We start from the raw sequence: 25,030 nt of genomic DNA on the forward strand, positions 1-25,030 counted from the left end.
TAGCAATCATGCCAGGTTGGGGGTCATAGGGTTGTATGCGTTTATAGGAGCTCTTGCAATGACTCAATTCTTAAATGTAGCGAGTAGCGTTTCCTTATGCGATGCCTGTAGCGGCACCAGCGGAAGTCTGAATACCTCCTCGAGCATACCCTTGGACGCCATATAGGTCTTAACAGGAACAGGGTTTGTCTCGATGAACTGATTCACAAAAAATGGATAGATCCAGTTGTAGACTTCCAATGCCGTCGAAAAATCACCTATGGCGGCAGCGTGGGTCATCTTCACCATTTCGGATGGGAACATGTTGCTGGCTACCGAAATGATGCCTTGTGCACCGCATACCATCATTGGTAGGGTAAGGGCATCGTCTCCTGATAACACAGCGAAATCAGAAGGCTTCCTATGCAGTAAATCCTGTATCTGTCCCATATTTCCACAAGCTTCCTTATCTGCGACGATAAGCGGATGCTGTGCTAGTCTGAGCACAAGGTTTACTGACATGTTGACCGCACTGCGGCCTGGAATATTGTATAAAACTACCGGTAATTCGCCCTTTTCCGCGATTTCGACAAAATGTCGATATAAACCTTCTTCGGATGGTTTGTTGTAGTAAGGAGCAACTTGCAGTGTGTAATCGGCACCAGCATCCTTTGCTATTTTTGTTGCTTCTATCGCCGATTTCGTGCAGTTGGAACCGCTGCCGGCAATGATAGGAACTTTTCCTTTCGCAAGTTGGGCAACAGTCTTGATAATCAGCTCTTTCTCTTTGCTGTCAAGAGTCGGACTTTCTCCGGTTGTACCAATCGGTACTAAGCCATCGATACCTGATTCCAGTTGTTTTTGGACGATTGCCTTAAGCGCACCGATATCAATAGTTCCATTTTGGGAAAACGGTGTGACTAGCGCAGTAAAAACTCCATGCAACATGGCGATTCTCCTTGATTTTATTTAAAACACTACTCATACTGTGAGTGGTAGTAGTGTAAACCGCCGAATTCCTGCAGTCAAGTAAAACCGTCGAAAGAACTTAGTGAAGAGCGATTGAATAGATAGGGAAAATAATAACGCCTTGCGACAATGTTTTAGATTCGTTAGACTGGCACGGAGGTAAAATCGTGGATATTTCTAAGGATAAATGGAAGAAGCCTATTCTGGAACTCGTCGGGACTTCTGAGGAACCGGTTGGATCTTGGTATATAGTCAACAACTTTAAAAAAAACGGTATTGAAGTGAGTAGTGCAACGATTGGACGAGAGCTCAACGAGTTGGAAACACTCGGATATCTCGAAAAAATCGGTTTTAAAGGGCGCTTGATTACTCCGCTCGGACGGAAAGTCATCGAGGATGCACGCACAACGCTCGAACTCGATTACTACAAGACAAGCTTGGACTCCCTGCTAAGCAGCGATATGCTGGACAATTTTGTCATGGTGCTTGAAGCGAGGTCCGCCATTGAGCGCCAAACAGCACGCCTTGCAGCCGAACGTATTACTGATGGGGAATTGGCAGAACTCAAACGTTGTTATGAAAACCAGCAGATGCATTCGTCTGACAGGCAAAGTATTGCAAACGATGATGTGGCTTTCCATAGTTGTATCGCCAGAGCATCAAAAAACAAAGCGCTGGTATCATTGTATATGATGCTTTCTACTATGGGACAGCAGTCGGAATTGTTTGAACAACTCAGGCATCGGGTAGGTGATAACTATCGCACGTATCACCTCAGCATTCTTGAGGCAATCGAGAATCATGACCCCGATCAAGCTGAGACCTGTATGATGGAGCACATTCAGAAACTGACGCACGACGTCAATCAGTACTGGAACGAGTACATGCGTAAGCGTAAAGATAGTAAAGGGAAATAATAATTAAGATGATCTGACGTTGCTTTCTCTACCTTTTTTGAGATTATGTAGCCGGTGCATCAGCCACTCGACGCCTGGAATCCGTTAAAGCCGGCATTCCGGGCTTCATTTTTTTGGACTTCAAGGATTTCTGACAGAGCCATTTTTGAGCTTTCAGATGCTGCTCGCTTTTCGACTTGCTTTAGCTGAGAAGCAGCAGGCTCGATGGGACCACTGTTGTGCGTGTAGCTTCGTCGACACAACCAGGTTTTTGGTGTTTTGTTTCCTCCTTTTTCGATGCTCTGTGCAGGTCTTGTTTTCCAGCAAACTATAGCTTTCAGACAGGCAGGTACAAAATATAGAGGGGATACTTGAAAGAAAATGGCATTGGAGTAGTTGCATAAAAAACATTTTGTTGTGATTGTGGACAAAATGTTATTGAAATGATACACTCCCAATCAATACAAACAGAGGAGACCAGAATGCATATTGCAATAGTAGGATTTGGTAAGATGGGAAAGCAATTGCATGAGGCTGCAATTACAAGCGGACATGAGGTTGTCTCAATCATCGATCCCCATTCTACGGATTCGAGAGTGACACACCACACGCTGACTAGGCAGGCGTTGTCCGGTGTAGACGTAGCTATCGAATTTTCTGTAGCCGATGGGATCGAGGAACGGATGAAGCTGTACTGCGACACCTCGACACCTGCTGTCATTGCTACTACCGGATGGTACGATAAGCTTAATGCCCTCAAGGCGCTCTATTCTCGTCCCGAATGTGCAATCATCTGGTCTGGAAACTTCTCGATCGGAGTACAGCTTTATTTTGCGATTGTACGGAAAGCTGCAAGCTTGATGAATAGGTTTCCGGAATACGATTCGTTGGTCCAGGAATGGTTTCATGCGGCAAAAGCTGATAGTCCCTCAGGTACTGCGGTGATGCTGGGGAACATTCTGACTCAACAGCTTGATGGAAAAACCACGCTTGAGACGGCTCGACTCGACCGAAAGCGGGAACAACGTGAAATACATGTCTCTTCGGTTCGCGGGGGGTACACTCCAGGTGTGCATACGGTTCTATTCGATAGCCCGGTGGATACTATCGAGCTAAGCCATACAGCCCGCAGCAGAGAAGGCTTTGTCACAGGAGCATTGAAAGCCGCAACATGGATTACTGCACAAAAGCACGGATTCTTTTCCATCGACGATATGCTTGACGACTTGCTGGGATCAAATTAATACTACTTTGAAAAACGAGGAATGAGTATGAAGAAAGGACAGTTTTCAGGTGTACACACTGCCCTGATAACCCCATTTACCAAGAAGGACAATTTGGATGAGGAGCGCCTTGAGCAAATCATTGAGGCGCAGATTCAGAGTGGTATCGACGGGTTGGTTCCCTGTGGAACCACCGGGGAAAGCCCGACCCTCAGCCACGATGAGCACGACCGTACCATTGCTCTGACAGTCAAGTTTGCCAATGGCAGGGTGCCGGTCATTGCCGGTACCGGGTCCAATGCAACCAGTGAGGCGATCAGACTATCCCGGCACGCCCAGCAAGTGGGAGCCGATGCAGTATTGCTGGTCAATCCGTACTATAACAAGCCAACCCAGAAGGGGTTGTACTTGCACTTCAAGGCAATTGCTGAAAGCGTCGACATTCCCTGCATCCTGTACAACATCAAGGGAAGAACCGGTGTTAATATCGAAACTGAGACGGTGAAGGCACTCAGTGATGCATGTGCAAACATCGTTGGGGTGAAAGAGGCCAGCGGCAGCCTGGAGCAGATGCGGGCCGTCATCGATGCGACGCATGGCGAGTTCCATGTCCTCAGCGGTGATGACAACCTCTCTCTGCCTCTGATCGAAAGCGGCGGGGATGGAGTGATCAGCGTTGGTTCGAACATATGCCCAGCCTATATCTCCAACATGATTCATCTTGCTTTGGAAGGTAAGTTCGCTGCAGCCAGGGCGATGGAAGCAAACCTGGCAGGTTTCTTCAAAGCCTGCTTTTTGGAAACCAACCCCATCCCGATCAAGACGGCGATGGCGCGGTATGGTTGGTGTGAGGAGTCGTTCAGGCTTCCCATGTGCACTTTTGAGAATGAAGAGAACAGGGCCCGGCTCTATGCTGAACTGGATGCATTGGAAGTGCTCGGAGCTATTACAAGGAGATAAGCATTCATGGCAACAATCAATACCAATTACCAAAAGCTTGCAAGCGGGTACCTCTTTCCCGAGATAGCCCGCAGGACAAGCCTCTGGCAGAAAGCCCATCCCGGGGTACCTGTGTTGCGCCTGGGCATCGGCAATACCACCGAAGCACTTCCCGAGGCCGTGTGTGAAGCGATGAAGGAGAAAATTGATTCGCTTTCCGATCGCACCACCTATACAGGTTACGGGGATGAGCAAGGCGATACCTATTTGCGCGAAGCCCTGGTTGCCTACTATCAGCGCTACGGTGTTGAGCTGCAAAGTACTGAGTTCTTTGTCAGCGATGGAGCCAAAAGCGATGCAGCCAATATTCAGGACCTTTTTGGGGAGCACAACATCGTTGCCATTCAGGATCCTGCGTATCCGGTGTATGTGGACAGCAATGTAGTGGGTGGGCGCACCGGGCTTTTCAACAAGGAAAAGGGGTGTTATGACGGTTTCGTCTATCTAGCCAGCACCGAGGAAAATGGATTCATCCCCGAGCCTCCCAAGCAAAAGGTCGACTTGCTATACCTGTGCAGCCCGAACAACCCCACCGGGGCAGTAGCAACCTACGACCAGCTGAAGGCCTTTGTCGACTATGCCAGAGAGAATAAAAGTGTCATTATCTTTGACAGTGCCTATAGTGAATATATCACCGAGGATGGTTATCCCCGTTCCATTTATGAAGTTGAGGGAGCCAAGGAATGTGCCATCGAGATCAATAGTTTTTCCAAGTTCTCAGGCTTCACCGGTGTCAGGCTTGGTTGGACCATTGTTCCCAAAGCCCTTCGCTGCGAGGATGCCCAGGCGGGAGTACTGAATGCAATGTGGAACCGCAGACAATGCACCTTCTTCAATGGGGCGAGCAACATCGCCCAAAAGGGTGGTTTTGCAGCTTTGAGCGGAGCGGGGTATGAACAGAGCAGAGCCTTGGTGGCTTATTACCTGGAGAATGCCAGAATTATCAGGGAAGGTCTTTCCAAAGTAGGTTTGACGGTGTACGGCGGGGTGAACAGCCCCTATATCTGGGCAAGGACACCCAATGGAATGGAGAGCTGGGATTTCTTCGATCTCTTGCTTGATTCCTGCCATGTGGTGGTAACACCGGGTGGCGGTTTTGGTCCTGCAGGTAAGAATTTTGTTCGTGTTTCCTCGTACGGCCATCGTGAGCAGGTTATCAAGGCAATGCAAATGATTGAGGAGAATTTGAAGATATGAGTAAGAAAACGCTTCCGATCGGTCACGGTGAAATGCTGGAGTTGGCCTACCAACTTCCTACCCCTTTCTATCTGTATGATGAAAAAGCCATTGTCGATAATGCCAGGAATTTGAAGAAGCTGTTTTCGTGGGCTCCTGGTTTCTGCAATTACTATGCAGTTAAGGCATGTCCAAACCCCACTATTCTCAAATTGCTCAGTCAAGAGGGCTTTGGTGCTGACTGTTCTTCCTTGCCGGAGCTTCTGCTGAGCAAGGCAAGTGGAATTACCGGTAAGAAAATCATGCTTACCAGCAATGATACTCCCGCCGATGAATTCAAGGCAGCCTATGAGCTGGGAGCAATCATCAATCTGGATGACATCACCCATATTCAAGCACTTGAAGAGGCTATAGGCACCGTTCCCGAAACCATCTGTTTTAGGTACAACCCCGGACCTGACCGGACAGGCAATGCCATCATCGGCAATCCTGTTGAGGCGAAGTATGGGGTCACTTCCTCCCAGATTGTCGATTGCTATCGGATCATGAAGGAAAAGGGCGTCAAGCACTTCGGCCTGCACACCATGGTCGCCTCCAATGAATTGGATGGGTCGTACATTGTAGAAACAGCACGCATGCTGTTTGACTTGTGCGTCCGCATCCAGAAAGAAGCAGGGATACGCATTGAATTCATCGATATGGGCGGAGGCATCGGTATCCCGTATCGTCTCGACCAAGAGGCGATGGACCTTGCGATGGTCAGCAAAGAGATGCAGAAGCTCTATGAGACGATTGTCGTTCCTGCCGGCTTGGACCCGCTTCAGATAGTCTTTGAATGTGGACGGGTTATCACCGGTCCCTATGGATACCTGGTAAGCAAGGTGCTGCATGTAACGAACAAATACAAGGATTATGTCGGCCTTGATGCTTCAATGGCAAATCTCATGCGCCCGGCTCTGTATGGCTCGTATCACCACATTACTGTTCTGGGAAAGGACAAGCAACCTTGCGACCACACCTACGATGTGACCGGGTCGCTGTGTGAGAACAATGACAAGTTTGCCATCGACCGCAAGCTTCCAGCGATGCAGAAGGGTGATGTCGTAGTACTGCACGATGCAGGGGCCCACGGGCACAGCATGGGTTTCAATTACAACGCAAAACTACGCAGCGCCGAATATCTGCTCAAACGCGATGGATCGGTGGTTATGATTCGCAGGGCGCAGACCTACGAGGATTATGTAGAGACCCTTCGTTTTGAGGGCTCAATGGTGGAGGTCTGATGCACCGGTTTCCGATTCGCGTGTATTACAGCGATACCGACTGTGGTGGTATTGTCTACCACGGCCGGTATCTTGATTTTGCAGAACATGCACGGACCGAGCTGCTGCGCGAACTGGGCAGGCAGCATGGGCTTTCGGGGTCGCAAACCAGCTTGATGGAATCGGAAGGTTTGGTTTTTGTCGTAAAGTCGATTGCGGTTGACTACCAAAGCCCTGCACACCTTGATGATCTTTTGGAAGTGCAGACCGAACTTGAGAGTGCAAAACGATTCTCCATCGTCTTCAGGCAGACGGTACTCCGAGATGGACAGACGTTGTGTGTTCTCCAAGTTAAAGTTGCCTCCATCAATACAGAGACGCACCGTCCGATGCCGATGCCCCCTTGGTTTATTCCAGCCTTCGAAGCTGCTAGATAGGCATATCCACAAGAATGCTCGCCGATCCCAGACTTCCCAGACGCGCATGATTGACGATGACATCATAGCGATGCACTCCAGGTAGGGGGAAGCTGGTATAGGCTGCACTACCCTGTGAGACTAGCTCTCCTTCGCAATACCAATCGATTAGCAGGTCCTCAATGCCGACATCGAAGGGGAGGTTGCTCGGATCATAGGTGAGTGTCACTTCCTGATCCCTTACGGCATCCAGTGGAGTTGCTCCGATTGTTCCTTCGAGTGGAAGCATGGTGTTGTTCACTACCATGATGGTAAACTCAGTGGATAGATCTCCTATGACCATCTCCATGGATTCATCACTGGTCACCGTGTCGAGAATCCTAAGGGCATGGCCGAAACCGCTGACCAGTACGTCCTGGCTGAAAAGCTGCACCTTAAGGTAATACGACCCGGCGGGAAGCGCCTTTTGCAGTCTTGCAGTTCCTTCTGCTATACTCAGTTCTCCTGCGGTCAGTGCAATCGAGCTTCCTGTTTGGTCGAAAAGCTGGGCTTCCAGCCTTACATCGGTTGCCACCTGGTCGGGATCCCAAAAAAGTTGAATGCTCAGTTCCCCTGCTCCTACAAGCTGGGTCAAGTGCAAGGTCGCTTCACTAGTCACCTTGGACAGCAAGGTGGTTACATCGCCGCTTACGAGCTGTATTCCCTTGCTGTTGGAGCCCACAGCATGCAGATTCCACGTTCCGATTGCCAGGTTACCGATTTCCACCGACTGATCAGCCGATTGAATGTCAATGTTCTGACCTTTCGGCCCGCTTCCGGTAATCCTTACCGAAGCAATGGTAAGGTCTTCCTGTGTCGGCAGCAAACTTCGGGATGTCCTGAATCGCTCGGAAGCAAGATTCAGACGCAAGGTGGCGCTTTCACTTTCCATACTGTTGTCACAACCGGTAACCAAGGTAAGCAGCAACGAGAGCGCAAGGACTAGCAACGTTCGATTTTTCATAGTATTTCTCCTCATGTAACATTGCTACTCAAGGGAAAAACCCTGTGTTTTTGCTTCAAAATGCGCTAGGCTTGCTTGTCTCTCTCGTCTATACTCTTGGGCAGGGAGCATGAAACCATGATAACTATCTACAACCGTCCGCTTGAGCAAACCCTTCCGATAAGCCTGATTCCTCTCTGGGGCGAGTATGAGGGTGTGGAGGCTGCTGTGCGTATGCAGTGGCAGGATCAGAGCTTGAAGCTGCGCTACCAAGTCCGTGAACCTCAAATGCGACGTATGGTCACCCTGCATAATGGCAGGGTATGGGAAGACAGTTGTGTAGAAGCTTTTTTACAGCGTGAAGGAAGAGCTGAGTATGTGAATATCGAATGCAGTGCAAGTACAAGCATTCTGGCCGGCAAAGGAGAAGGACGGGCCAACAGAACCTTGTTCCCCGTGGATTTCCTGCAAACGATTGAACATTCAGTCCAGATTCTGGAAAATTCAAATACTCAGAGCCGCTGGACTCTTGAGATAAGCCTGCCACTTCTTGCATTGGGTCTGGTTGAAGAAGGGGAGGACTTGAGAAATGTACAGCTGAGGGGAAACTTTTACTGCTGTGGTGACAAGCTTGCTGTCCCCCATTTTCTTGCAGCCTCGGAAATCGGGACGTTGAAACCGGATTTTCATTGCCCGTCGTACTTTGTTCCCCTCACGTTCGCCTAAGTTCTTATTCTAGCCCCTTTTTATCAAAAGAGCTATGTTCCACTCTTTGGGTTGAAAGCCTCTTGGCCCGAAAGCAATGAGCCCTGCAGCAACTTGCCAAGCGCCAAGTGGGCCAACTGCTGTCCGAATATGGCGGTAACAGTGGGAAGGCTTCCCAGCACATTGCGCTTTCTTCCAAGGTCCAGTATCTGCTCATTGAAATCTGCCTGTTCCTCTTCTTCGGGCTTTCGGTAGGTGAATTGAACCAGTTCTGGACTGTAGATGACTTCAATTCCCCTGCCGATGCCTCGTTTTTTGAGATTGGTTCGAACCACCCGTGCCAGGGGACACCCATACGTATCCATCAAGTCACCTTTTCTGATAAGAAAGGGGTCGCGCCTGAGGGCTGCACCCATGCTGCTGACAACGTTCATGTTGCGTTTATATGCTTGTTCGAGCAACGCACACTTGGGATTTACCGAGTCTATGGCATCGATGACAAGATCCACATCCCCATCCAGAATTTGGCCCAATGTCTCCTGGTTGGCAAAGAGTGACAATACTTCAAGGTTGCAATCGGGATTGATCGCCTTCACGCGCTCTGCTGCCACTTCTGTTTTCGGCCTTCCGAGGGTCTCGTAGGTTGCAAGGATCTGCCTGTTGAGATTGGTGATGCCCACCGTATCGAAATCGACAATACGTAGATTTCCTATGCCGCTGCGGACCAAGGATTCAAGGCACATGCCTCCCACGGCTCCCAGTCCTACCAGAACAACACGCTTTTCGTGCAGTGATTGTACGGCTTCTTCACCGAGAAGTCTGGTTATGCGTAAGAATTGCTCTGATCTCATTGTTATGTGTCTCCAATTGCTCTTCACTGTACCCGCTATGGCGGCTGAAGGCTGCGATATGGCGTGAAAATGTTGTTGTATAGTCTTGTTCCTGACCAGTAAAGTCGGTTTCCAATACAAAGGGCATACGAATAAGGTGTTTGATTTCCTGCGCCAAGCGGCTTGTGTACAAGGACGGTCCATAGGAAGGAATTACTGTATAGCGTACTGCTTGTGTAACTGTTTCCAAGCTCGCTGTACACCCATGCCAGAGAAGAGGTGGCAGGTATTTGGCCTCACTTCCCAGTAGGGAAAGCAAGAGGCCATCCTCTCTGACACAGTGCAGGCTCACGCTGCGGCCTAGTTCAAAACCGATGTGCAGCATGGTTCTTAAAAAGAGGGCTTGCCCATCGGTGTCAGGATAGCGCCGGTCCAATCCCACTTCTGCTATCTGTAATTCTGGATGGGCACGTAACAGATCATAGATGTCTGAAACGTCTATAGGAAGTTCAGGAGGCAGTATTCCGATACCTCCCATTGCCTTATCCCCGCTTTCCAGCAACCTGGGCCACTCGCTTTTTTTGCTGGTGGCATACAGCGCATTTTCTTTGGGAAACGCTAAGCTGAGGTGTCGGTGGGCATCAAACATGCCTTATCGTACGGTTTAGGCCTGCTGTAGGTCAAGTTAGACGAGAAGCGCCAGATAGGTTACTCCGATACTCAGCAATATCGGGATGATCATCCCCCGCTTTCTATAGGCAAAGATTGAGGCGGCAAGAATTCCCAGCAACCCGGCATACCAATTTTGTTGGTAGTCGAGGATTACACCGGGGAAAATCAAAGGACCGAGGGCGGCTATGGGTAGCAGCTTGAGACTTTTGGAGAGGAACTTGGGAAGGCGGTCAAGAAATGTTGCGTAGTAGGGCAGGGCACGAACGAGAAATGTGGCTAGGGCGCTGAGCAGGATGGGTACCATGAAGGGATGGCTTTCTGTCATACGTACTCCTGTACTTCATCGGTTAGGGCTGCCCCTATGAAACTGGCGGCAAGCATGGAGATGACGAAGGCCCAGCCGACTCCGAACTTGCAGACAATGATGAGAATGCTATTCAGAACCGCTGAAAGGCCTGCTATCAAAAGAACCCTGCCTCCCTTCTGGCGGAACTCCTGGGCAAGCAGGGAGCTGAACATGGCATACAAGGTCACCCCGACTGCCAGTTGCAAGGCGCTGGGGAGAATCATACCGACCAGAAAACCGACCGCAGTACCGCTGACCCAGCCTAGGTAGGCTGTTCCTTCCAAACCGGCAAGATACTGTTTTGTTATAGGTTGGGCGTGGAGGACTGCCACGCTGAAGACTTCATCGGTGGTTCCATGGGCAAGCAGTACGCGCTGCCAACCTCCGATTCCCTTTGCCAGCTTGCGCGAGAGTTCCGCTCCCATGAAGGAGTAGCGAAGATTGACCAACATGACGCTGATAAAAATCTCAGCGAGTATGGCTCCCTTGCCCATAAGATTTGCGGCAAGGAACTGGCCGCTTCCTGCAAAGTTTGTTAGGGAAAAAAGTACAGCTTCCCAGATTCTCAGTCCAAGATCCCTGCACACCAAGCCGAAGGCCATGGCGGTAGGAAAGTATCCGACAAAGATGGGAAAGCCCTCTTGGCAGCCCTGTTTGAAGGTAAGCTCTGGTTGCATGTGAGCCAGAGTATTCTTTTACACCCTTTCTTGCAAGCCTTAGGTGTGCTATCATTCCTTACTTTTGGAGGTGCCTATGGCTGTTTATCTTGCAAATACCGGGTTGGAATGTCTGCTTAAGGACGGATCGTTGGACCAGAAACAGATGCTCGCTTGGTTTGAGAAGGCGAAGCGTATTCCTACCAGTTATGGGTTTTATGCAACCAAGGTGCTGCAGAGCGGGCTCACTATTGTATTTCGCGTGCTAACAAAAAATAATGCTACCGAAATAGCCGGAGTGGATATGCATATGAGCGGGCGCTGCGTATGGTCTGCAAAACCCTTGGTTCGGATCGGGGAGGGCGAAGCTCTTTCCATTACTCTGTTGATGACCAATCCCTCCGAGAAAAGTGCCTTTATTGCAACCTTGGTGCATGCCGCAACCTTGGAGCAAATAGATGAGGATACCATTCTCAATGTGCAAGTCTGTGCATTCCCCCAAGCCCTCGATGCTTTTGACAGCCGTCAGGCATATGAAGCTGCCACCGATGATAAGGGAAGGTTGGAGGATAAGAAGCTGCTTCCTTTCAACTACATCATGGCCCGTGATGAGAGCCTCAGTGAAGAAGATCGACAAAAGTTCGCACAACAGGAGCGCATGGTCCTGCTGTGCGGTCCCGTTCTTGACGTCCAGGAACGGATGCACGGGTATCGCAATACCAAATGCATGGTTGCAACCATAGCAACCCAGATGGGACACCTTGACTTGGTATTCTCAGCCAAGCAACTGGCCAAGCCCTTACAGAAAGGCTCCTATGTTGTGGCCAGCTGCGCTATCAGCGCCGATGTACTGGCTGACTAGAATCGCTTTGTGTAGGCGTGGCAGTACGGCTGGGTACCCTTGTTTTCATAGTAATCCTGATGGTACTCCTCGGCAGGGTAGAAGATGGCAGCGGCTCTGAGAGTCGTTGCTATCTTGAGTCCTTTCCCTTCCAGGATTTCTATCAGGCGTACGGAGGTGTCGAATTCGCTCTTGCTGCGATAGAAAATGGCAGAGAGGTACTGGTTGCCGATATCCGGTCCCTGCCCGTTTGTTTGGGTCGGGTCATGAATTTCCAGAAAGTACTTTGTCAGTTCCTCATAAGAAATTTCCAGTGGATTGTAATATACCATTACCGCTTCCAAATGGCCGGTGGTGTGCGTCAATACGTCTTGGTAGGTCGGATTCACCGTTGTACCGCCTGTATATCCGCTTACTGCTGAGTAAACACCTTTTTTCTGTGCAAAGAGGTGCTCAACCCCCCAGAAGCAGCCACCGGCGAATACTGCCTGGGCTACGGGCTTTTCCTGGCGGAAAACCAAGGAGATGGAATTGACGCAGTGCCGGGTATCCTTTTCGGTGAACCGCTCTCCTAAAAATACGTGACCAAGGTGGGCCTTGCAGGTTGCGCAAACGATTTCGGTCCGACTTCCGTCGGCATCGGTGTGACGCTCGACGGCAAAGGGGATTTCATCGTCAAAAGAAGGCCAGCCGCAACCCGAGTGGAATTTGCTCTCGGAACTGTAGAGGGGTGAATTACACCATTTGCAGTAGTAGGTTCCCTCTTCTGTTGTGTCGGTATAGGCTCCTGTGAAAGCCCGCTCGGTTCCTTTATTGATAATGACTTGGGCTTCCTGAGCATTGAGCTCAGCTTTCAGGCTGTTGTCCAGGGGTTGAAAGGTGAATCGTTGGGTTGTAGTTGCCATAGGTTCCTCTTGTTGTGCTTGTGCTTGCACTTTGGGTTTGAAGAATACGATGATTGCGATAAGGATGAGAACGATGAACAGGACAAGTAGGTAACGGTTCATGGGCATCCTCCTTCTGGATTTACCAGAATTTGAGAAGAATCGGGGGGACCGATTGCTGATAGGCTTTGTACGCAGGATATTTGCCGGCGGTGATGCTTTCGGTGAAGATGGTCGATCCGATGAACAACAACGTCAGCAGAAGTGGACCGACGAGGCTGAAATGGAAAAGTGAGGGGGAGAACGAAACGCAAAACAGGTAGATTGCATACCAGACACCCAGCTCCCCGAAGTAATTGGGATGCCTGCTGAATTTGAAAAGCCCTGAAGTTCTGAAACCCCGTTCATAATCCTCTTCATGCTCCTCTGTTCTCGGTAGCAGGTTGTATTTGGCCTGTTGGAAGGTATATTGCTGTTGGTCAGCCAGTGTCTCGATACCCAAGCAGAGGGCAAACAACAGAATTGCCACATAGGAGAGCGGTGTAAAGGTAAGGCTGGATGACTGAACGAGCAGCATCAAAGGGCTGGTGAAGGCGATGAAGAGGAACTGCTGGTAGAAGGCGATGAAGAGCAGGTTGAACACCAGCCACAACACCGGATTGTTGATTCTCTGTCTGAGGATAGTCCAACGATAGTCTTCCTCTCCTGTATACCCGCCACGCCTTGCAAAGTTATAGGTCAGTCTGGCTCCCCACAGCGTGATGAGCGCCATAGCGGTGAGGGAGGGTACCGTAAAGCCGGCAGCCGATGCATATATCCATGCATACGCAACAGGCAGGGTACTCCAAAGCCTGTCAGTCCAAGAATAATCAGAAGTAACCAGCGAGAAGAGGAACGTCAGACCGATGGAGCATGCAGTGATGACTCCGACGTGTACCAAAGGTGCCGTAGTTGGTGCTGCCTGAAGCATCGTGAAGCCGATACAGGCACTGATAAGGATGAAAAACAGGAGAATGGTTGTTTTTGTTGCCTTCATGCACACACTATACCAAAGCGAGTGCTGAAGCGGCAAGTTAATTGACCAGCTCTCTCAAAAGATAGACCAAGTCTCCGCTTTGGATCAGTTGCCATAAGGCAAGGGCTGTTTGCACCAAACCTACTACCAAGAATATGATATGCAGAGCAACTATTTCTTGCAATATAAAACATTGGATGACAATCCAGGCGCTTAAAAAAAGTCCCAGAGCAAGACTGCTCAGCAGGCCCACGATGGGAAACTTCCAAACCATGAGAATACATACAAGGTTTCCCAAACCAATGACACCAAACAGAAACAACCCAGGGAAAAAAAATGAGGTGAAAGGGGAATGCTCCAAAAGCGAGAGGGGTGCCCCCAAGGGATTATAGATGTCTGCAAGACATCCATACCCGCCCGCCAACGCTCCAATTCCTACGAGAATGTGTACAATAATGAGGGTTTTTCGAATCCAATTCATGGCTATTGTGCCTTTTTTAACGCATCTTCGATGGCTTTTAGGATAACGATACTACTGTAGGTTGCTCCACTGATGGTGTCTACATCCAGTTTTTGTTCAGTCAGAACCGAGGTAAGGATTGCTTCAGCCGGCTGCCCTTGACCGCTGCGGTGTTCGATGAGAGTAAGGTTTGCGATAGTGCCTTCTTTCAGGGTGGCTTCAATTTTTACTTTTACGGGAAAGGTAGCGAAGTTTCCTTCATAGGTACCCTCTTTCAAGGTGGAAACTGTAGGTGTAACCAGAGCTAGCTGTTTCAAACCTTCCAGATTCTGCTCTACACGTTTGAAGGCGAGCCTTCCAGCTATAATAAGTAGGATGAGACCTGCTACAACGACCAAGACAATGATTGCTCCCTTTGGCATTTGTATTCCCCCACGTTGGCAACCATATACTATATTGGGGCTGCATTGAAGACATGAATCCCCACATTTGTAACAATTTGTATAGGAATTATCGTACATATAACTCTGGGAAAAGAAATGTTGCTCCTATTAGAAAAAGTTGATTACTTCTGTCTGTATCGTTCTTTCCATCTGGATAATGCGATACCCGAATGGCTTTTCATCCCTCTCCAATTTCTCTGAGTATTTCTTGATCTGATAGAAAATGGATGGGGTGATATACTGGTGGATGTTCGCAAAACTGCGTTCATCAGTAGCATGATAGTGACCACAGAACAGATGGATTTCTTTGTTTGTGGCACAGAGGGCTGATTTGACTGCATCGCGATTCTTGAGAGCATACTTCTGATCCATGAAGGAGTTGTCATAGTCGAGAACCGGATGGTGGAGGAAAAGCAAAATAGGAAGGTCGCTGGATGAAATTTCTTCGGTCAGCCAGCTGAGTTGCTCTTCATCCATATACGCTTGTCGGGTATCACAGAAGAGCAGGACGGCTTGGTCGCATGGGATTCTGTAGTAGTGATTGGCGATTCCCTGCTCGTTGCTCAGTTCCATAATCACCGGATTGTCATGATTGCCGAGTACGATATGTGTCAGAAATCCGTATTCTTTAATCGTATCGAAAAACCAAGAGGCCATTTCATCCTCGGCAATATCGCCGGTACATACTACCTCGGTAATGCCTCTTCGTTTGATATCTTCCAATACAGTGATGAAGTTTCTCTGTATGTCCACACCGAATTTCTGTGCAAACCTATGTCCTAGATGTATATCTGTTATGTGAGCCAATACCACGGTAACCCTCGCTTTCATGTCAGGAATTTCGAGTATACGATGCAATGCATAAAAAACAAAGTATAGGTAGCACTACCTTCAGTGTATTCGACCGGCAAGGTCAAGCGAGAGTGAATGGTCATACGAGAAATTGCAGACTCAAGCCCATGAGAAGTTGTCCCATATAGTAAAGAGATAGGTTTGTGATCCGTAGTTTTTGTTGTTGTTTTGGTCCAAAAGTGTTGAGAATCAAGACTATGTCGCTTACCAGGAAAAAAACAGCTCCCATGGCAAACAAAGCACTCTGCATGGATGGGGAAGCAATCAAAATGCCAAATGCAACGCTGTTCATCAGCATGATTGCACCAATATAGAGTATTCCAAAAATCTTGAATGCTTTGGTTACCGTGATTAAGCTGAACATCCAAACCAGAATCAAAGCTGTCAGAACGATGCCGATGACCAAATACAGCAATAAGGAACTACTCTGGGGAATAAGGGCAGCCAGATAGAGGATATGGCCGCTTAGAAAGAACAGAATCCCAACCAGAAATATCAGCTTACCCTTCTTTTCAAAGACAAAACGCAGATTAAGCAGAATATCTGCAACACCACCTAGAACTAGTCCGGTGATAATGCGATTGACAAAAAGGCTGTCACCCCCCAGGGAACCGGAAAGAATACCGAAAAGTATAAAACAAAAGGAGGCAAACCCTTTTAGGACAACAGCTAGGACATAGTTCTTCTTATACTCCTCATACATGAAAAAAGCAGCAAGAACCAAAGAAAGAATAGCAATAAGCATGTACCTCATCGGATGATTTCCCCCTTTTTTGAAACTACTAGGTCAGTATAGGTACATACCGTTCGATTGCCAAGAAAAACAAATCCATTGGTGAGTCGATGCAGGGGAGGGTGCACCCGATGAGTAAAAAAAAAGGAACCGCTTTTCAGCAGTTCCTTGCAGAGTCGGGCTGGACGGATTTGAACCGTCGACCCCTAGTCCCCCAGACTAGTACGCTAAACCCCTGCGCTACAGCCCGAACATAATATCGGTCACCCGACAGGAACGAACCTTAGCATAGAAGCCTACTTGTGTCAATAAATGAAAGATAGGTAGCCAAAGAAAGATTTTTACAGTAGTATTAGTACTAATTTTTAATAACTAACTCAGGTAGAGCGGAAAAATAACGTACGTAGAGTAATGTGAGGGATACCAATGGCACAGATGACCAAACTAGCACTTGCCCAATCACTGAAGCAATTGATGGCTGAACGAACCTTGGACAAGATTACCGTCAAGGAGATAGTTACCCGTTGCGGAGTCAATCGGCAAACGTTTTATTACCATTTCAAAGATATCTATGATTTGCTGGACTGGATGTTTACTAACGAGGGACAAGAGTTTTCCCGCAGTTATCCCGAAACGAAAACCAACGATGATGGTGAGTCGGCCATTCGCAATATGTGCACCTATTTGAAAGATAACAAGCAGATGGTGATCAATATTTACCATAGTCTTGGACGTGAGTTGCTTGATCGCTATCTGTGCGGGGAGATGTCCAAGCTTTTGCATACCACGCTCAGTTACCGGGCACAAGTCTTCGGAGCCTCGGAGAGTGACCTTGCTTATTTAATTTCCTTCTACAAGCATGCTTTTGTTGGATCTATTCTGGATTGGGTGCATGATGAACTTGATGGCAATATTGACGAAATCGTGCAGAAAATGGTTCCTTTATTGCAGGGAACCTTCGATGCTGCCCTTAAAAGGATGGCTTTAAGCCGTTAAATAGTGGTATTGCTTTAGATTCCAGTCTTGATGAATCTAAATCGATGGCGTACACTATCACAAACGTCATGCTTGTAGTGAAAGAGAGAAGAATATGAATCAAAGTGCTCATAAAACAATGAAGAAGGCTCTGCTCACACTTGGTGTGCTCTTGTTCTTGCTTTCTTCTGTACATGCGTATCAGTTTTCTCCGTTGGAACAATCATTTCAGCCAACCGGTGCAGAAAGTACGAAAACGTATACCATCGTCAATGATAGCAACGATTCAATTGCCATAAGTATCTCCGCTCTCATTCGCGATCAGGATGAACAAGGCAATGAAGTCAACACTCCTGCTGATGCCTATTTTTCTGTCGTTCCCAACAAGTTGGTAGTTCCTCCGCAGAGCAGCTGGGTTGTACGGGTTCAGTATCGTGGGCCGCGCACGGTTACCAACGAGCTTTCTTTTCGACTGAAGGCTGAGCAGATACCTTATTCTCAAGGTAGGGCGAGTACTGATAAGGGAATGTTCAATTTCCTCTATATTTATACAACCAGCTTATACGTACTCCCTTCCCGTGTTGTGGAAAATGTAGCAATCAGAACATTGGCCGCCTCCACTATGGAAGATGGATCTCCTGCTCTCTCTGTTACGTTGGCCAACCTGGGGACGGTTCACCAACTTCTTATCTCTGCAATTGTAGAAATTAAGGACAGCAAAGGAAATTCAGTAGTATTGCAAGGTGCTGAAGCTCTTCCCGGTGTTGATGGCATGAATATATTGGCAAAGAAAACGATTACCAAGAAGGTTCCCTGGCCTGAGGGACTTTCCCGCGATGCCGGGGTAACCTACCAAGCCACCATCAAGTATACAAAATAGGAAGAGTTTTCTCCTTCCTGGTAAAGAAAGGACTTTCACATGAAGAGAAGAGGGTTTGCACACGCAGTGTTCCTGGTGGTCTTGCTTGTGCTTTTGACCCTCTTTCTTTCTGCCTTCATGTGGACCTGTTTTCATCAGCCTGCCGGGACGCAGCAGGTCTCAAGCATCAAAGTAGTTTCCCCTGTGTCAGGCAAACCTACAGCACCTGTTGCTCCGGCACAAGAAGAACCAAAAGTCCTTCCAAGTATACCTTCTGTACCACGTTTCAAAGCAGTGCCAGCAATCGAAGAACTCAAGATTGCCGTTAAACCTTTGCCTCCTCCGGTCCATCTGGTCTCTTTCCCCCTCTTTGAACCAATTGTAGAAGTCGAAGAGCCTAGGATTCCTGCTGTGCCAACCTTTAAAGGACCACCAACCAGTAAAGCTTTTATTCCTGATCCTCCCTATATGTTTGAACCTTTGGTGCTTTCCGAAGAAGAGTTTGCTATGTTCTATCCAGAGCCGAGCTCCGAAGAACCGCTTTCTGACGATTTCTGGGCAGACTTCTTTGTTGTAGGTGAAGATGCAACAATTGCTTACGAAGATGGATTTTACTTCCTCGACCTGTTTGTAAATGATGAGCGGGTTGGTGATATTGAGGTGGAATTCAGCCAGGAACGCCGCCTTCTCAGCGCGGAGGATCTTACCTATTATGTCGGTTCCTATATCACCAAAGCTGCGTATGAGCGGGTTTTTGGGGATGGTTTGCAATTCCTCTCCCTGAAGGATTTGATAAGCCGTGGGGTGGATGCGCGCTATGATGCCGCTGGATTCGCTATTTATCTAAGTTTTGATATCGCCGATATGCCTGAACGTTCGGTCAGTGTAACAGCCTCTTCAATCAACCGAAGGGAGCAGTACGGTATGAGTGGAGCTATTGTGCTTAAGCCCGTAAAATTTGCTTTGGCAAGTTCTTTAAGCCTCTATGCAATGATGGATTATCCCTCAGATTTTTCACAGATCAACAACCGCCTTGTATCACTTTCAGTCTCCAATAGGGCATCAGTTTTGGGTATCGGGCTGAACTTCTATTTCTCACTCTCTTCAAAAGCCCCTGTTTTCAACCCCGGAAGCTGGAACGGTTTTTATGATTTCGTTGAATCGAATCATCGTTTGAGCTTCGGCAACGTTGGGACCAACCTCAGTTCAGTTTCTGGTTCTTCCTCCAATTTCGGCTTAACCTTCGAAAAGAACTATGCATATGGTACCGGCAGTGCCAAGGGAAACCAATTTGAATACCGGATTGTGCTCGTGGAACCCTCAAATGTGGAAATTTCCATCAATGGGGAGACGGTGTTTACCCGTAAGTTCCAAGCTGGAACATACCGATTGCGTGATTTTGTTTTTACACAAGGTGCCAACCAGATCAAAATTACTACCACTCCTGATGCCCATCCTGATGATATAAAAGTGGAATACGTCGACATGGGCTACGACTACCGTCTCCTTGGAAAGGGTGACAGCTTGTATGGTTTCGGTTTCAGCGTTCCTAAAGTCAAGAGTACAACAGCCGGGGGAACTATCAATTTGCCTTGGCTGAATAGTCAGTATCTTTCCTATTATCTTGACAAGTTCACCGCAACATACTATCAACAGACCGGTCTGACCGACACCTTTACCTTCACCACCGAACTTGCATTCACTCCTGGTATCTTCAGCGGTACGGTGAACGGAGTGCTTGCCACCTTGGTGGGAACCTCACAGGTTCAGATCACCTTGGGTCTGGATGCGAGCAAGCAGACTCCTTCGTTTACGGGAAGTTTGAGCCATAGATTCAGCGGTAAGCAGGATAGCAAGTTTGGAACCCTCAGTGCTACGTTGAATCACAGCATACCTGCTCGTGCATCAGGGGTGGCCTACAATTCCGTATCAACTCTCTCTCTTTCCTATTCCGGAAGCTTCACCGAGAAGATCCGCTATACGTTATCGAGCAATATCATCTATAATACTGCTGCTGCAGGGCCCAGTTGGAGTCTCTCCTTCGCCTCAGGCTTCTCTCCCTTCAAGGGTTTCTCCCTCAGCGGTTCAATTACAGCAAACGGATCGGATACCAATCCGTTCAAACCCACTGTCACGGCACAGGTCAGCGGCAGTTACTCCCTCAATCCCAAGCTCAGCGCCAACTCTTCGACCAGCGTCCAAAGTGGTACTCCTTTCTTTGATGTTTCCGCCACGAGCTCTGCCGGTCTGAGCTGGCGGCCATCGAGTAATGACAACCTTAATCTTTCGCTAAGTTCCTTCAAGTTTGATGATCCCAAGAACCATTCAGTCGTCGGTTCCTGGTCGCACAGCGGTAATCTCAGTTCCTTCTCGTTGAGACAGCAGGTTTCCAACTCGTATCAGAACATGTCAACCACCTTCACGGCCAGTACCTCGTTCGCCTATGCAGGTGGGGCCTTCGCCATTGGCAAGTCGGTGAACGACTCTTTCTTGCTGGTTAAGCCTGTCGGGGAACTCAGGAAGAGCGAAATTTCGGTTGCCCGCAGCCTAGATAGTGCTCCGTCTTACCTGCCAAGGCCTTTGGGCAGTGCACTGTACAATAGTATCTCCACCAACGTAAAGAATAGTGTGGTAGTGTTTTCCAGCGGTGCTACCGAATTTTCTACCGGTTCTTCCTTTGTCTTCGAGATTACTCCCAGAAGCAGGCAGTCCTTTGTTGCCAAGCTTGATGTACAGCCTTCCTTCACCGTAAGCGCAAGATTGCTGATGACTGATGGAAGCCCGTACGTCCAGTATTCTTCTCCTGTCTACAAGATTGCAATTGATGAGAACGGCAATGAGGAACTTGTCCGTGACGATTCGTTGTACTTATTCACTGATCAGGAAGGGCGGTTCATCCTCAGCGAAGTAAAGAACGGTACCTATTTGTTTGATTTGCAGGTCCAGGATCTATGGTACGCGGTACGGTTTACCGTTCCGGAGTTGGATTCTGAGGAACTGGGTTTGGACCGTGTTCTCCTGCTGGAGGATTTCTGGGTAGCCGACCCGGCCTTTGTTGAACGGATTATTGTCAAGGATGTATTCACAGGAGCCCAAGTAGCAGAAGAAGAGAATGTATTCGGATCTGAACTAGCCGTCGGTTACGATGCTGAAGTGACACTCTCCAGCATTGACCGAATTAGTGAGGAGACTTTCTGGAATATCATTTTCCCACCGTTTGAAGAGAGTGACTTCAGTTTCGAGCAGTTCGATGAAAACTATGTTACTGATGCTGATTTCCAGTTCGATGAGAGTACATTCGAGGAAATGGTCGGAATTCCCGAGCAGGATGAAACAGCCCAACAGGTGTTCACTGCAGCTCCCTAAACCTTGCTTGACACTTACTTCCAAAAGGTAGAGTATAGGGACGTTATTGTACGAATTCAATCAAGGAAGTAACAACGTGCGGAGCGATATAATCAACGAGGTATTATCAGTTGAGGATAGAGCGCAGAAGATCATAAGAGACGCCGAACGAACAGCAAGAGATACTATTACCGACGCCCAGACCGAAGCCAATGAACTTGTTCGATCCTCCCTCAGGCAGGAGCGTGAACGTTGTCATGCCTTGCTGCAAGAAGCTGAGGCCGATGCCGCTCTCCAACTATCTGAGTTTGAAGCAGGTTTGCAACGTGTCGAGACTTTGCAAGAAGAAGAACTTGATCGGATTGCTAAAGTCATTGTAGAAAAGGTGTGCAAAACCGACCTTGAAAGCTATCTGGGAATGCAATGAGCAGAGACCCTGTATCCGTATATGGATTCATCAACGCCAAGCTTCGAGCAAAAATTGGCTTGATGCGTCAAGACTGTTTAGCAGAATCTCTGCTTAAGTCAGCCTCTCTTGTGGAGGCTGTGGGTGTTTTGCGCGATAGTCGCTACCAGCAGGTGGCCCAAGCCTATGACCTGACTGGAGATCTGCAGCAGATGGAGTTGGTCCTCCTGCAGAAAGAGATTGAAATGTATCGGGAAGTCCAAAAGTATCTGGAAGGTAGTCCTGCAACTTTTGTCCAACACCTTTTGGGCAAAATTGAAGTGGATAATCTGAAGAACTGTATCAGACTCTGGTACAGCAGCATCATCAGACACCGACCGATCAGACATCGAAGTGAGTACCTTTTCAAGGATATCATACTGCATCCGATAGACTGGACAGCCTTGATCAATGCAACTACGTGGGATTCTGTTCTCAAGGCAGTCAAACAAACTCCATACTGGGAGATTCTTAAAGACGTTACGGTCCAAAATTTGGAAACGGACGGCCTTTTTGATCTCGAATGTGCTCTGGACCGATTGTGGTATGTTTCACTCATGCAGAGTACCAGCGCATTGTCCAAGCAGGATAGGGAAGTGGCAACTTCAATCTTTCTGCTTGAAATAGATTTGCATAACCTTACCATCCTTGTTCGCCATGGTGTGTACCACCAAATGGAAGCAGAAAAGCTAAGGAAGCTACTCTTGCCGTGGGGTAATGTTTTTGCTAGTTCCTACACTGAAAAATATCTTGCACAAAAGAGTGAGGAACGTAATCCGATTGATATCATCAACCGATACTTCCCTGGTCTGGAGCAGATACAGGTTGAAGAGAATCGCTTGCACGTACATCAGGATGAAGCAAGCGTGTTGGAGAACCTTAAGATTGAAGGGTTTTTGGCGACTCGCAGGCAAGCCCTGTACAGGAAAATGCTTGCAACCGATCCCTTTACCATCGGTCTCTGTTTGGCATACTTCTTCTTGTTCAAGGAAGAGACAGCCATGATCAAGGCTATTCTGAACGGTAAATATTACGGATACGATGAGGAATACATCAGGGGGGTATTGGGATGAACTTGTTCACAAGGCCGATGAAATTGCTTACAGCTGTCGTACTGGAACAAACCAGTGAGGCGGTGGTTAAGGCACTGCTCGAGTTGGGTGTGCTCGATTTTGTCCATATCAATAAGCTTGATCCCCAGCAGATGGAAAAGCTTTCCAGCAGACCCAGTTCGGTCAACCGGGCCAACTTGGAGGAAATGCGAAAGCGTGTGGAGGCGTTGCTCCGCCAAGGCCATCTCGATATTCCCTCCAGTGAAGTACTTGATGTAAAGAAACTGGAAAAACCCGAGCTTGAAGAGTATAAGCGAATTTTGGACGAGCTTACCTCGAATCTGCTCACGTTGAAGGAAAAGCAAAAAGAGAGCAATCAGCAATTGATGGGCCTCGAAGAGATGAGACGGTACATCAATGAGAACAAGGGTGAATACCTTGATTTGAGAGTGGGTGAAATTACCCATGGCAAAATGGAAGACCTTGGGAGTAAACTTGCTGTGTACGGTGGACTGCTTGATCAGATTCCATCCACTGTGAAGTATATCTGCCTCACGCTTCGCCGTGATGTGTCCCAAGTCGATCCCTTGCTGGAGAAATTCGGCTGGGTTGAATCCAGTGATGTCGAATTACAAAAGAAGGCAATTTTCCTGATCAAGGGGCGTCTGGATGCAGAGCATCAGAAGGCCTTACAAAGCAGAACCGAGGTTGAAAAAGCGGTCGATGCGGTGGTCAAGCAGCAGCAAAGCCAATTGTTTACTATATGGTCGAATCTTCGGTTGAATGAACTATGTGATCAGATTCGTTCCTATTTTGCCTATACCCGCAATACGACCTTGTTCTCCGGTTGGGTTCCTTCCGACCAGGCTGACAGGGTCAGGGATGCAATTCTTGAAGCCAGTGAAGGACAGAGTGTCATAGAGTGGACCAATGCCACTGAAGTTCCCCGGCAGGAAGTCCCTGTAGCGATCGCTTCTCCCAAAGCTCTCAGACCCTTCCAGAATATTGTCAACAATTACAGCACACCCGAGTATGGAACAGTCAACCCAACAATTTTTGTCATGGTTGCCTACCTCTCGATGTTCGGCTTGATGTTTGCCGATGTCGGCCAAGGTCTGGTGCTTTTGCTCGTAGGATTGCTCGGTTCCCGTTCGTATAAGAAGAATCCTCTCAAGCCTGATGGGATGCTCAGCCGCAACGTTACTTCGTTGCTGGTGTACTTGGGACTCTCTTCCATGGTTTTCGGTGCCTTGTTTGGTTCCTACTTTGGATTGGGCCTGTTTCCCGCCCTCTGGTTCAACTATGAGGCGGCGGTTGCCGGTCATGCCGAGGGAGCGTTGGTTCATGATGTATATGGAATTCTTGGCATTACCATCAAATTCGGTATAATCATCATCTACACAGGGTTATTCCTCAACTGGGTCAACCTGATTCGCAAGCGGGCCTTTCTCACCTTGTTCTTGGATAAGAATGGCTTGATTGGTGGATTGCTCTTCGGCATCGGGTTGTACATGGGTTTTGGCTTCGTAGGAAGCGGCTATCGTCAGTTCCCCCAAGCAACCTGGATTGGTCCTGTGATAACACTCTGCCTAATCCTGCTTTTCGTGCGCGGCTTCCTTTCGTACTTCCTGTCAGTTCGCAGGGGAGGGCCGAAGCATGAGGTGGGTAAGCTCTTGCTCGATTGCGTGATGGAATGGCTGGTTGATGTGTTGGAGATCTTTACCGGGTATATGTCCAATACGCTTTCCTTCATGCGAGTAGCCGGACTCGGTATCGCACACGCATCTCTGATGGAATCCTTCAAAATGCTTTCATCCATGGTGGATGGATTCGGCGGTATTGGCATTTTCATTCTCGGCAATGTCCTGGTAATCGTATTGGAGGGTCTGAGTGCCGGCATTCAGTCGCTTCGTTTGAACTATTATGAATTCTTCTCAAGGTATTTTACCGGAAAGGGTGTAGCGTATGAGCCGGTGGGGCTCAATACAACCTCTTCCGAGAAGAGATAGAGATTT

Annotated in this window: 26 protein-coding genes and 1 tRNA gene; 14 read left to right on the forward strand and 13 right to left on the reverse strand. The window is 48.3% G+C overall.

All coding sequences use genetic code 11. From position 1 onward, the window contains the following. Nucleotides 1-63 precede the first annotated feature (63 nt). The gene (dapA, locus tag SPIBUDDY_RS05650) at nt 64-927 is read right to left on the reverse strand and encodes a 4-hydroxy-tetrahydrodipicolinate synthase (RefSeq protein ID WP_013606795.1); all 864 of its coding nucleotides are present in this window, start codon (nt 925-927) and stop codon (nt 64-66) included. Between the two features lie 188 nt (nt 928-1,115). On the opposite strand from dapA (SPIBUDDY_RS05650), the gene SPIBUDDY_RS05655 reads away from it, so the two are divergent. The 6 genes from SPIBUDDY_RS05655 (at nt 1,116) to ybgC (ending at nt 6,941) form a co-directional block, all read left to right on the forward strand. Continuing rightward, complete coding sequence (locus SPIBUDDY_RS05655; protein WP_013606796.1) at nt 1,116-1,865, forward strand: FadR/GntR family transcriptional regulator; 750 nt, start codon at nt 1,116-1,118, stop codon at nt 1,863-1,865. A gap of 461 nt (nt 1,866-2,326) precedes the next feature. Further along, nucleotides 2,327-3,088 (forward strand): 4-hydroxy-tetrahydrodipicolinate reductase, encoded by a 762-nt coding sequence (gene dapB, locus SPIBUDDY_RS05660; protein ID WP_013606797.1) that lies wholly within the window; start codon nt 2,327-2,329, stop codon nt 3,086-3,088. Nucleotides 3,089-3,115: 27 nt separating this feature from the next. After that, a complete protein-coding gene (gene dapA, locus SPIBUDDY_RS05665) occupies nt 3,116-4,027 on the forward strand; it encodes a 4-hydroxy-tetrahydrodipicolinate synthase (RefSeq protein WP_013606798.1) in 912 nt (303 codons plus the stop codon). A gap of 6 nt (nt 4,028-4,033) precedes the next feature. Further along, on the forward strand, nt 4,034-5,263 hold the full coding sequence (locus SPIBUDDY_RS05670; RefSeq protein WP_013606799.1) for an LL-diaminopimelate aminotransferase: 1,230 nt from the start codon (nt 4,034-4,036) through the stop codon (nt 5,261-5,263). Next, nucleotides 5,260-6,525, forward strand: a complete 1,266-nt coding sequence (locus SPIBUDDY_RS05675) for a diaminopimelate decarboxylase family protein (RefSeq protein ID WP_013606800.1) — start codon at nt 5,260-5,262, stop codon at nt 6,523-6,525. Before SPIBUDDY_RS05670 ends, SPIBUDDY_RS05675 begins: the two co-directional genes overlap by 4 nt. Next, entirely contained in the window at nt 6,525-6,941 is a 417-nt protein-coding gene (gene ybgC, locus SPIBUDDY_RS05680; RefSeq protein WP_013606801.1) for a tol-pal system-associated acyl-CoA thioesterase, read from the forward strand. Before SPIBUDDY_RS05675 ends, ybgC begins: the two co-directional genes overlap by 1 nt. Here the strand turns inward: ybgC and SPIBUDDY_RS05685 are convergent. Next, complete coding sequence (locus SPIBUDDY_RS05685) at nt 6,934-7,923, reverse strand: hypothetical protein (RefSeq protein ID WP_013606802.1); 990 nt, start codon at nt 7,921-7,923, stop codon at nt 6,934-6,936. The two genes, ybgC and SPIBUDDY_RS05685, sit on opposite strands and share 8 nt — an antisense overlap. A gap of 117 nt (nt 7,924-8,040) precedes the next feature. On the opposite strand from SPIBUDDY_RS05685, the gene SPIBUDDY_RS05690 reads away from it, so the two are divergent. Further along, nucleotides 8,041-8,628: a carbohydrate-binding family 9-like protein gene (locus SPIBUDDY_RS05690; RefSeq protein ID WP_013606803.1), complete on the forward strand. Its 588-nt coding sequence runs from the start codon at nt 8,041-8,043 to the stop codon at nt 8,626-8,628. 32 nt (nt 8,629-8,660) lie between these two features. Here SPIBUDDY_RS05690 and SPIBUDDY_RS05695 read toward each other — a convergent pair whose 3' ends face one another. The 4 genes from SPIBUDDY_RS05695 to SPIBUDDY_RS05710 are packed head-to-tail and all read right to left on the reverse strand — an operon-like array spanning nt 8,661 to nt 11,132. Continuing rightward, nucleotides 8,661-9,458 (reverse strand): tRNA threonylcarbamoyladenosine dehydratase, encoded by a 798-nt coding sequence (locus SPIBUDDY_RS05695; RefSeq protein WP_013606804.1) that lies wholly within the window; start codon nt 9,456-9,458, stop codon nt 8,661-8,663. Next, entirely contained in the window at nt 9,415-10,086 is a 672-nt protein-coding gene (locus SPIBUDDY_RS05700; RefSeq protein ID WP_013606805.1) for a TatD family hydrolase, read from the reverse strand. Before SPIBUDDY_RS05700 ends, SPIBUDDY_RS05695 begins: the two co-directional genes overlap by 44 nt. Nucleotides 10,087-10,122: 36 nt before the next feature. Beyond that, complete coding sequence (locus tag SPIBUDDY_RS05705) at nt 10,123-10,434, reverse strand: AzlD domain-containing protein (protein ID WP_013606806.1); 312 nt, start codon at nt 10,432-10,434, stop codon at nt 10,123-10,125. Further along, the gene (locus tag SPIBUDDY_RS05710; protein ID WP_013606807.1) at nt 10,431-11,132 is read right to left on the reverse strand and encodes an AzlC family ABC transporter permease; all 702 of its coding nucleotides are present in this window, start codon (nt 11,130-11,132) and stop codon (nt 10,431-10,433) included. The genes SPIBUDDY_RS05705 and SPIBUDDY_RS05710 overlap by 4 nt, the downstream gene beginning before the upstream one ends. A 76-nt stretch (nt 11,133-11,208) precedes the next feature. Between SPIBUDDY_RS05710 and SPIBUDDY_RS05715 the strand changes: the two genes are divergently transcribed. After that, nucleotides 11,209-11,973, forward strand: a complete 765-nt coding sequence (locus tag SPIBUDDY_RS05715) for a hypothetical protein (protein WP_013606808.1) — start codon at nt 11,209-11,211, stop codon at nt 11,971-11,973. Here SPIBUDDY_RS05715 and SPIBUDDY_RS05720 read toward each other — a convergent pair. The 7 genes from SPIBUDDY_RS05720 to SPIBUDDY_RS05750 all read right to left on the reverse strand — a co-directional run bounded on the left by SPIBUDDY_RS05720 (nt 11,970) and on the right by SPIBUDDY_RS05750 (nt 16,589). Further along, nucleotides 11,970-12,959, reverse strand: a complete 990-nt coding sequence (locus SPIBUDDY_RS05720) for a bifunctional methionine sulfoxide reductase B/A protein (RefSeq protein WP_013606809.1) — start codon at nt 12,957-12,959, stop codon at nt 11,970-11,972. The two genes, SPIBUDDY_RS05715 and SPIBUDDY_RS05720, sit on opposite strands and share 4 nt — an antisense overlap. A 19-nt stretch (nt 12,960-12,978) precedes the next feature. Then, nucleotides 12,979-13,872 (reverse strand): DUF1295 domain-containing protein, encoded by an 894-nt coding sequence (locus SPIBUDDY_RS05725; RefSeq protein WP_013606810.1) that lies wholly within the window; start codon nt 13,870-13,872, stop codon nt 12,979-12,981. Between the two features lie 37 nt (nt 13,873-13,909). After that, nucleotides 13,910-14,332, reverse strand: a complete 423-nt coding sequence (locus SPIBUDDY_RS05730) for a hypothetical protein (RefSeq protein ID WP_013606811.1) — start codon at nt 14,330-14,332, stop codon at nt 13,910-13,912. A gap of 2 nt (nt 14,333-14,334) precedes the next feature. Beyond that, nucleotides 14,335-14,733 carry an FMN-binding protein gene (locus SPIBUDDY_RS05735; RefSeq protein WP_013606812.1) on the reverse strand — a complete coding sequence of 133 codons (399 nt, stop codon included), beginning with the start codon at nt 14,731-14,733 and terminating at the stop codon, nt 14,335-14,337. A 129-nt stretch (nt 14,734-14,862) separates the two neighbouring features. Further along, a complete protein-coding gene (locus tag SPIBUDDY_RS05740) occupies nt 14,863-15,585 on the reverse strand; it encodes a metallophosphoesterase family protein (protein WP_013606813.1) in 723 nt (240 codons plus the stop codon). Between the two features lie 100 nt (nt 15,586-15,685). Beyond that, complete coding sequence (locus SPIBUDDY_RS05745; RefSeq protein WP_013606814.1) at nt 15,686-16,360, reverse strand: lysoplasmalogenase family protein; 675 nt, start codon at nt 16,358-16,360, stop codon at nt 15,686-15,688. 155 nt (nt 16,361-16,515) lie between these two features. Next, nucleotides 16,516-16,589, reverse strand: a tRNA-Pro gene (locus SPIBUDDY_RS05750). A 185-nt stretch (nt 16,590-16,774) separates the two neighbouring features. On the opposite strand from SPIBUDDY_RS05750, the gene SPIBUDDY_RS05755 reads away from it, so the two are divergent. The 6 genes from SPIBUDDY_RS05755 (at nt 16,775) to SPIBUDDY_RS05780 (ending at nt 25,024) form a co-directional block, all read left to right on the forward strand. Continuing rightward, complete coding sequence (locus SPIBUDDY_RS05755) at nt 16,775-17,335, forward strand: TetR/AcrR family transcriptional regulator C-terminal domain-containing protein (RefSeq protein ID WP_245523815.1); 561 nt, start codon at nt 16,775-16,777, stop codon at nt 17,333-17,335. A gap of 94 nt (nt 17,336-17,429) precedes the next feature. Further along, nucleotides 17,430-18,194: a fimbrial biogenesis chaperone gene (locus SPIBUDDY_RS05760; protein ID WP_013606816.1), complete on the forward strand. Its 765-nt coding sequence runs from the start codon at nt 17,430-17,432 to the stop codon at nt 18,192-18,194. Nucleotides 18,195-18,233: 39 nt separating this feature from the next. Beyond that, nucleotides 18,234-21,539: a fimbria/pilus outer membrane usher protein gene (locus SPIBUDDY_RS05765; RefSeq protein WP_013606817.1), complete on the forward strand. Its 3,306-nt coding sequence runs from the start codon at nt 18,234-18,236 to the stop codon at nt 21,537-21,539. A 76-nt stretch (nt 21,540-21,615) separates the two neighbouring features. Further along, nucleotides 21,616-21,945, forward strand: a complete 330-nt coding sequence (locus SPIBUDDY_RS05770) for a hypothetical protein (RefSeq protein WP_013606818.1) — start codon at nt 21,616-21,618, stop codon at nt 21,943-21,945. Beyond that, nucleotides 21,942-23,036, forward strand: a complete 1,095-nt coding sequence (locus SPIBUDDY_RS05775; RefSeq protein ID WP_013606819.1) for a V0D/AC39 family V-type ATPase subunit — start codon at nt 21,942-21,944, stop codon at nt 23,034-23,036. The genes SPIBUDDY_RS05770 and SPIBUDDY_RS05775 overlap by 4 nt, the downstream gene beginning before the upstream one ends. Continuing rightward, a complete protein-coding gene (locus SPIBUDDY_RS05780) occupies nt 23,033-25,024 on the forward strand; it encodes a V-type ATP synthase subunit I (RefSeq protein ID WP_013606820.1) in 1,992 nt (663 codons plus the stop codon). The genes SPIBUDDY_RS05775 and SPIBUDDY_RS05780 overlap by 4 nt, the downstream gene beginning before the upstream one ends. Nucleotides 25,025-25,030: the final 6 nt, after the last annotated feature.

The organism is Sphaerochaeta globosa str. Buddy, from assembly GCF_000190435.1.
GTDB classification, from domain to species: domain Bacteria; phylum Spirochaetota; class Spirochaetia; order Sphaerochaetales; family Sphaerochaetaceae; genus Sphaerochaeta; species Sphaerochaeta globosa.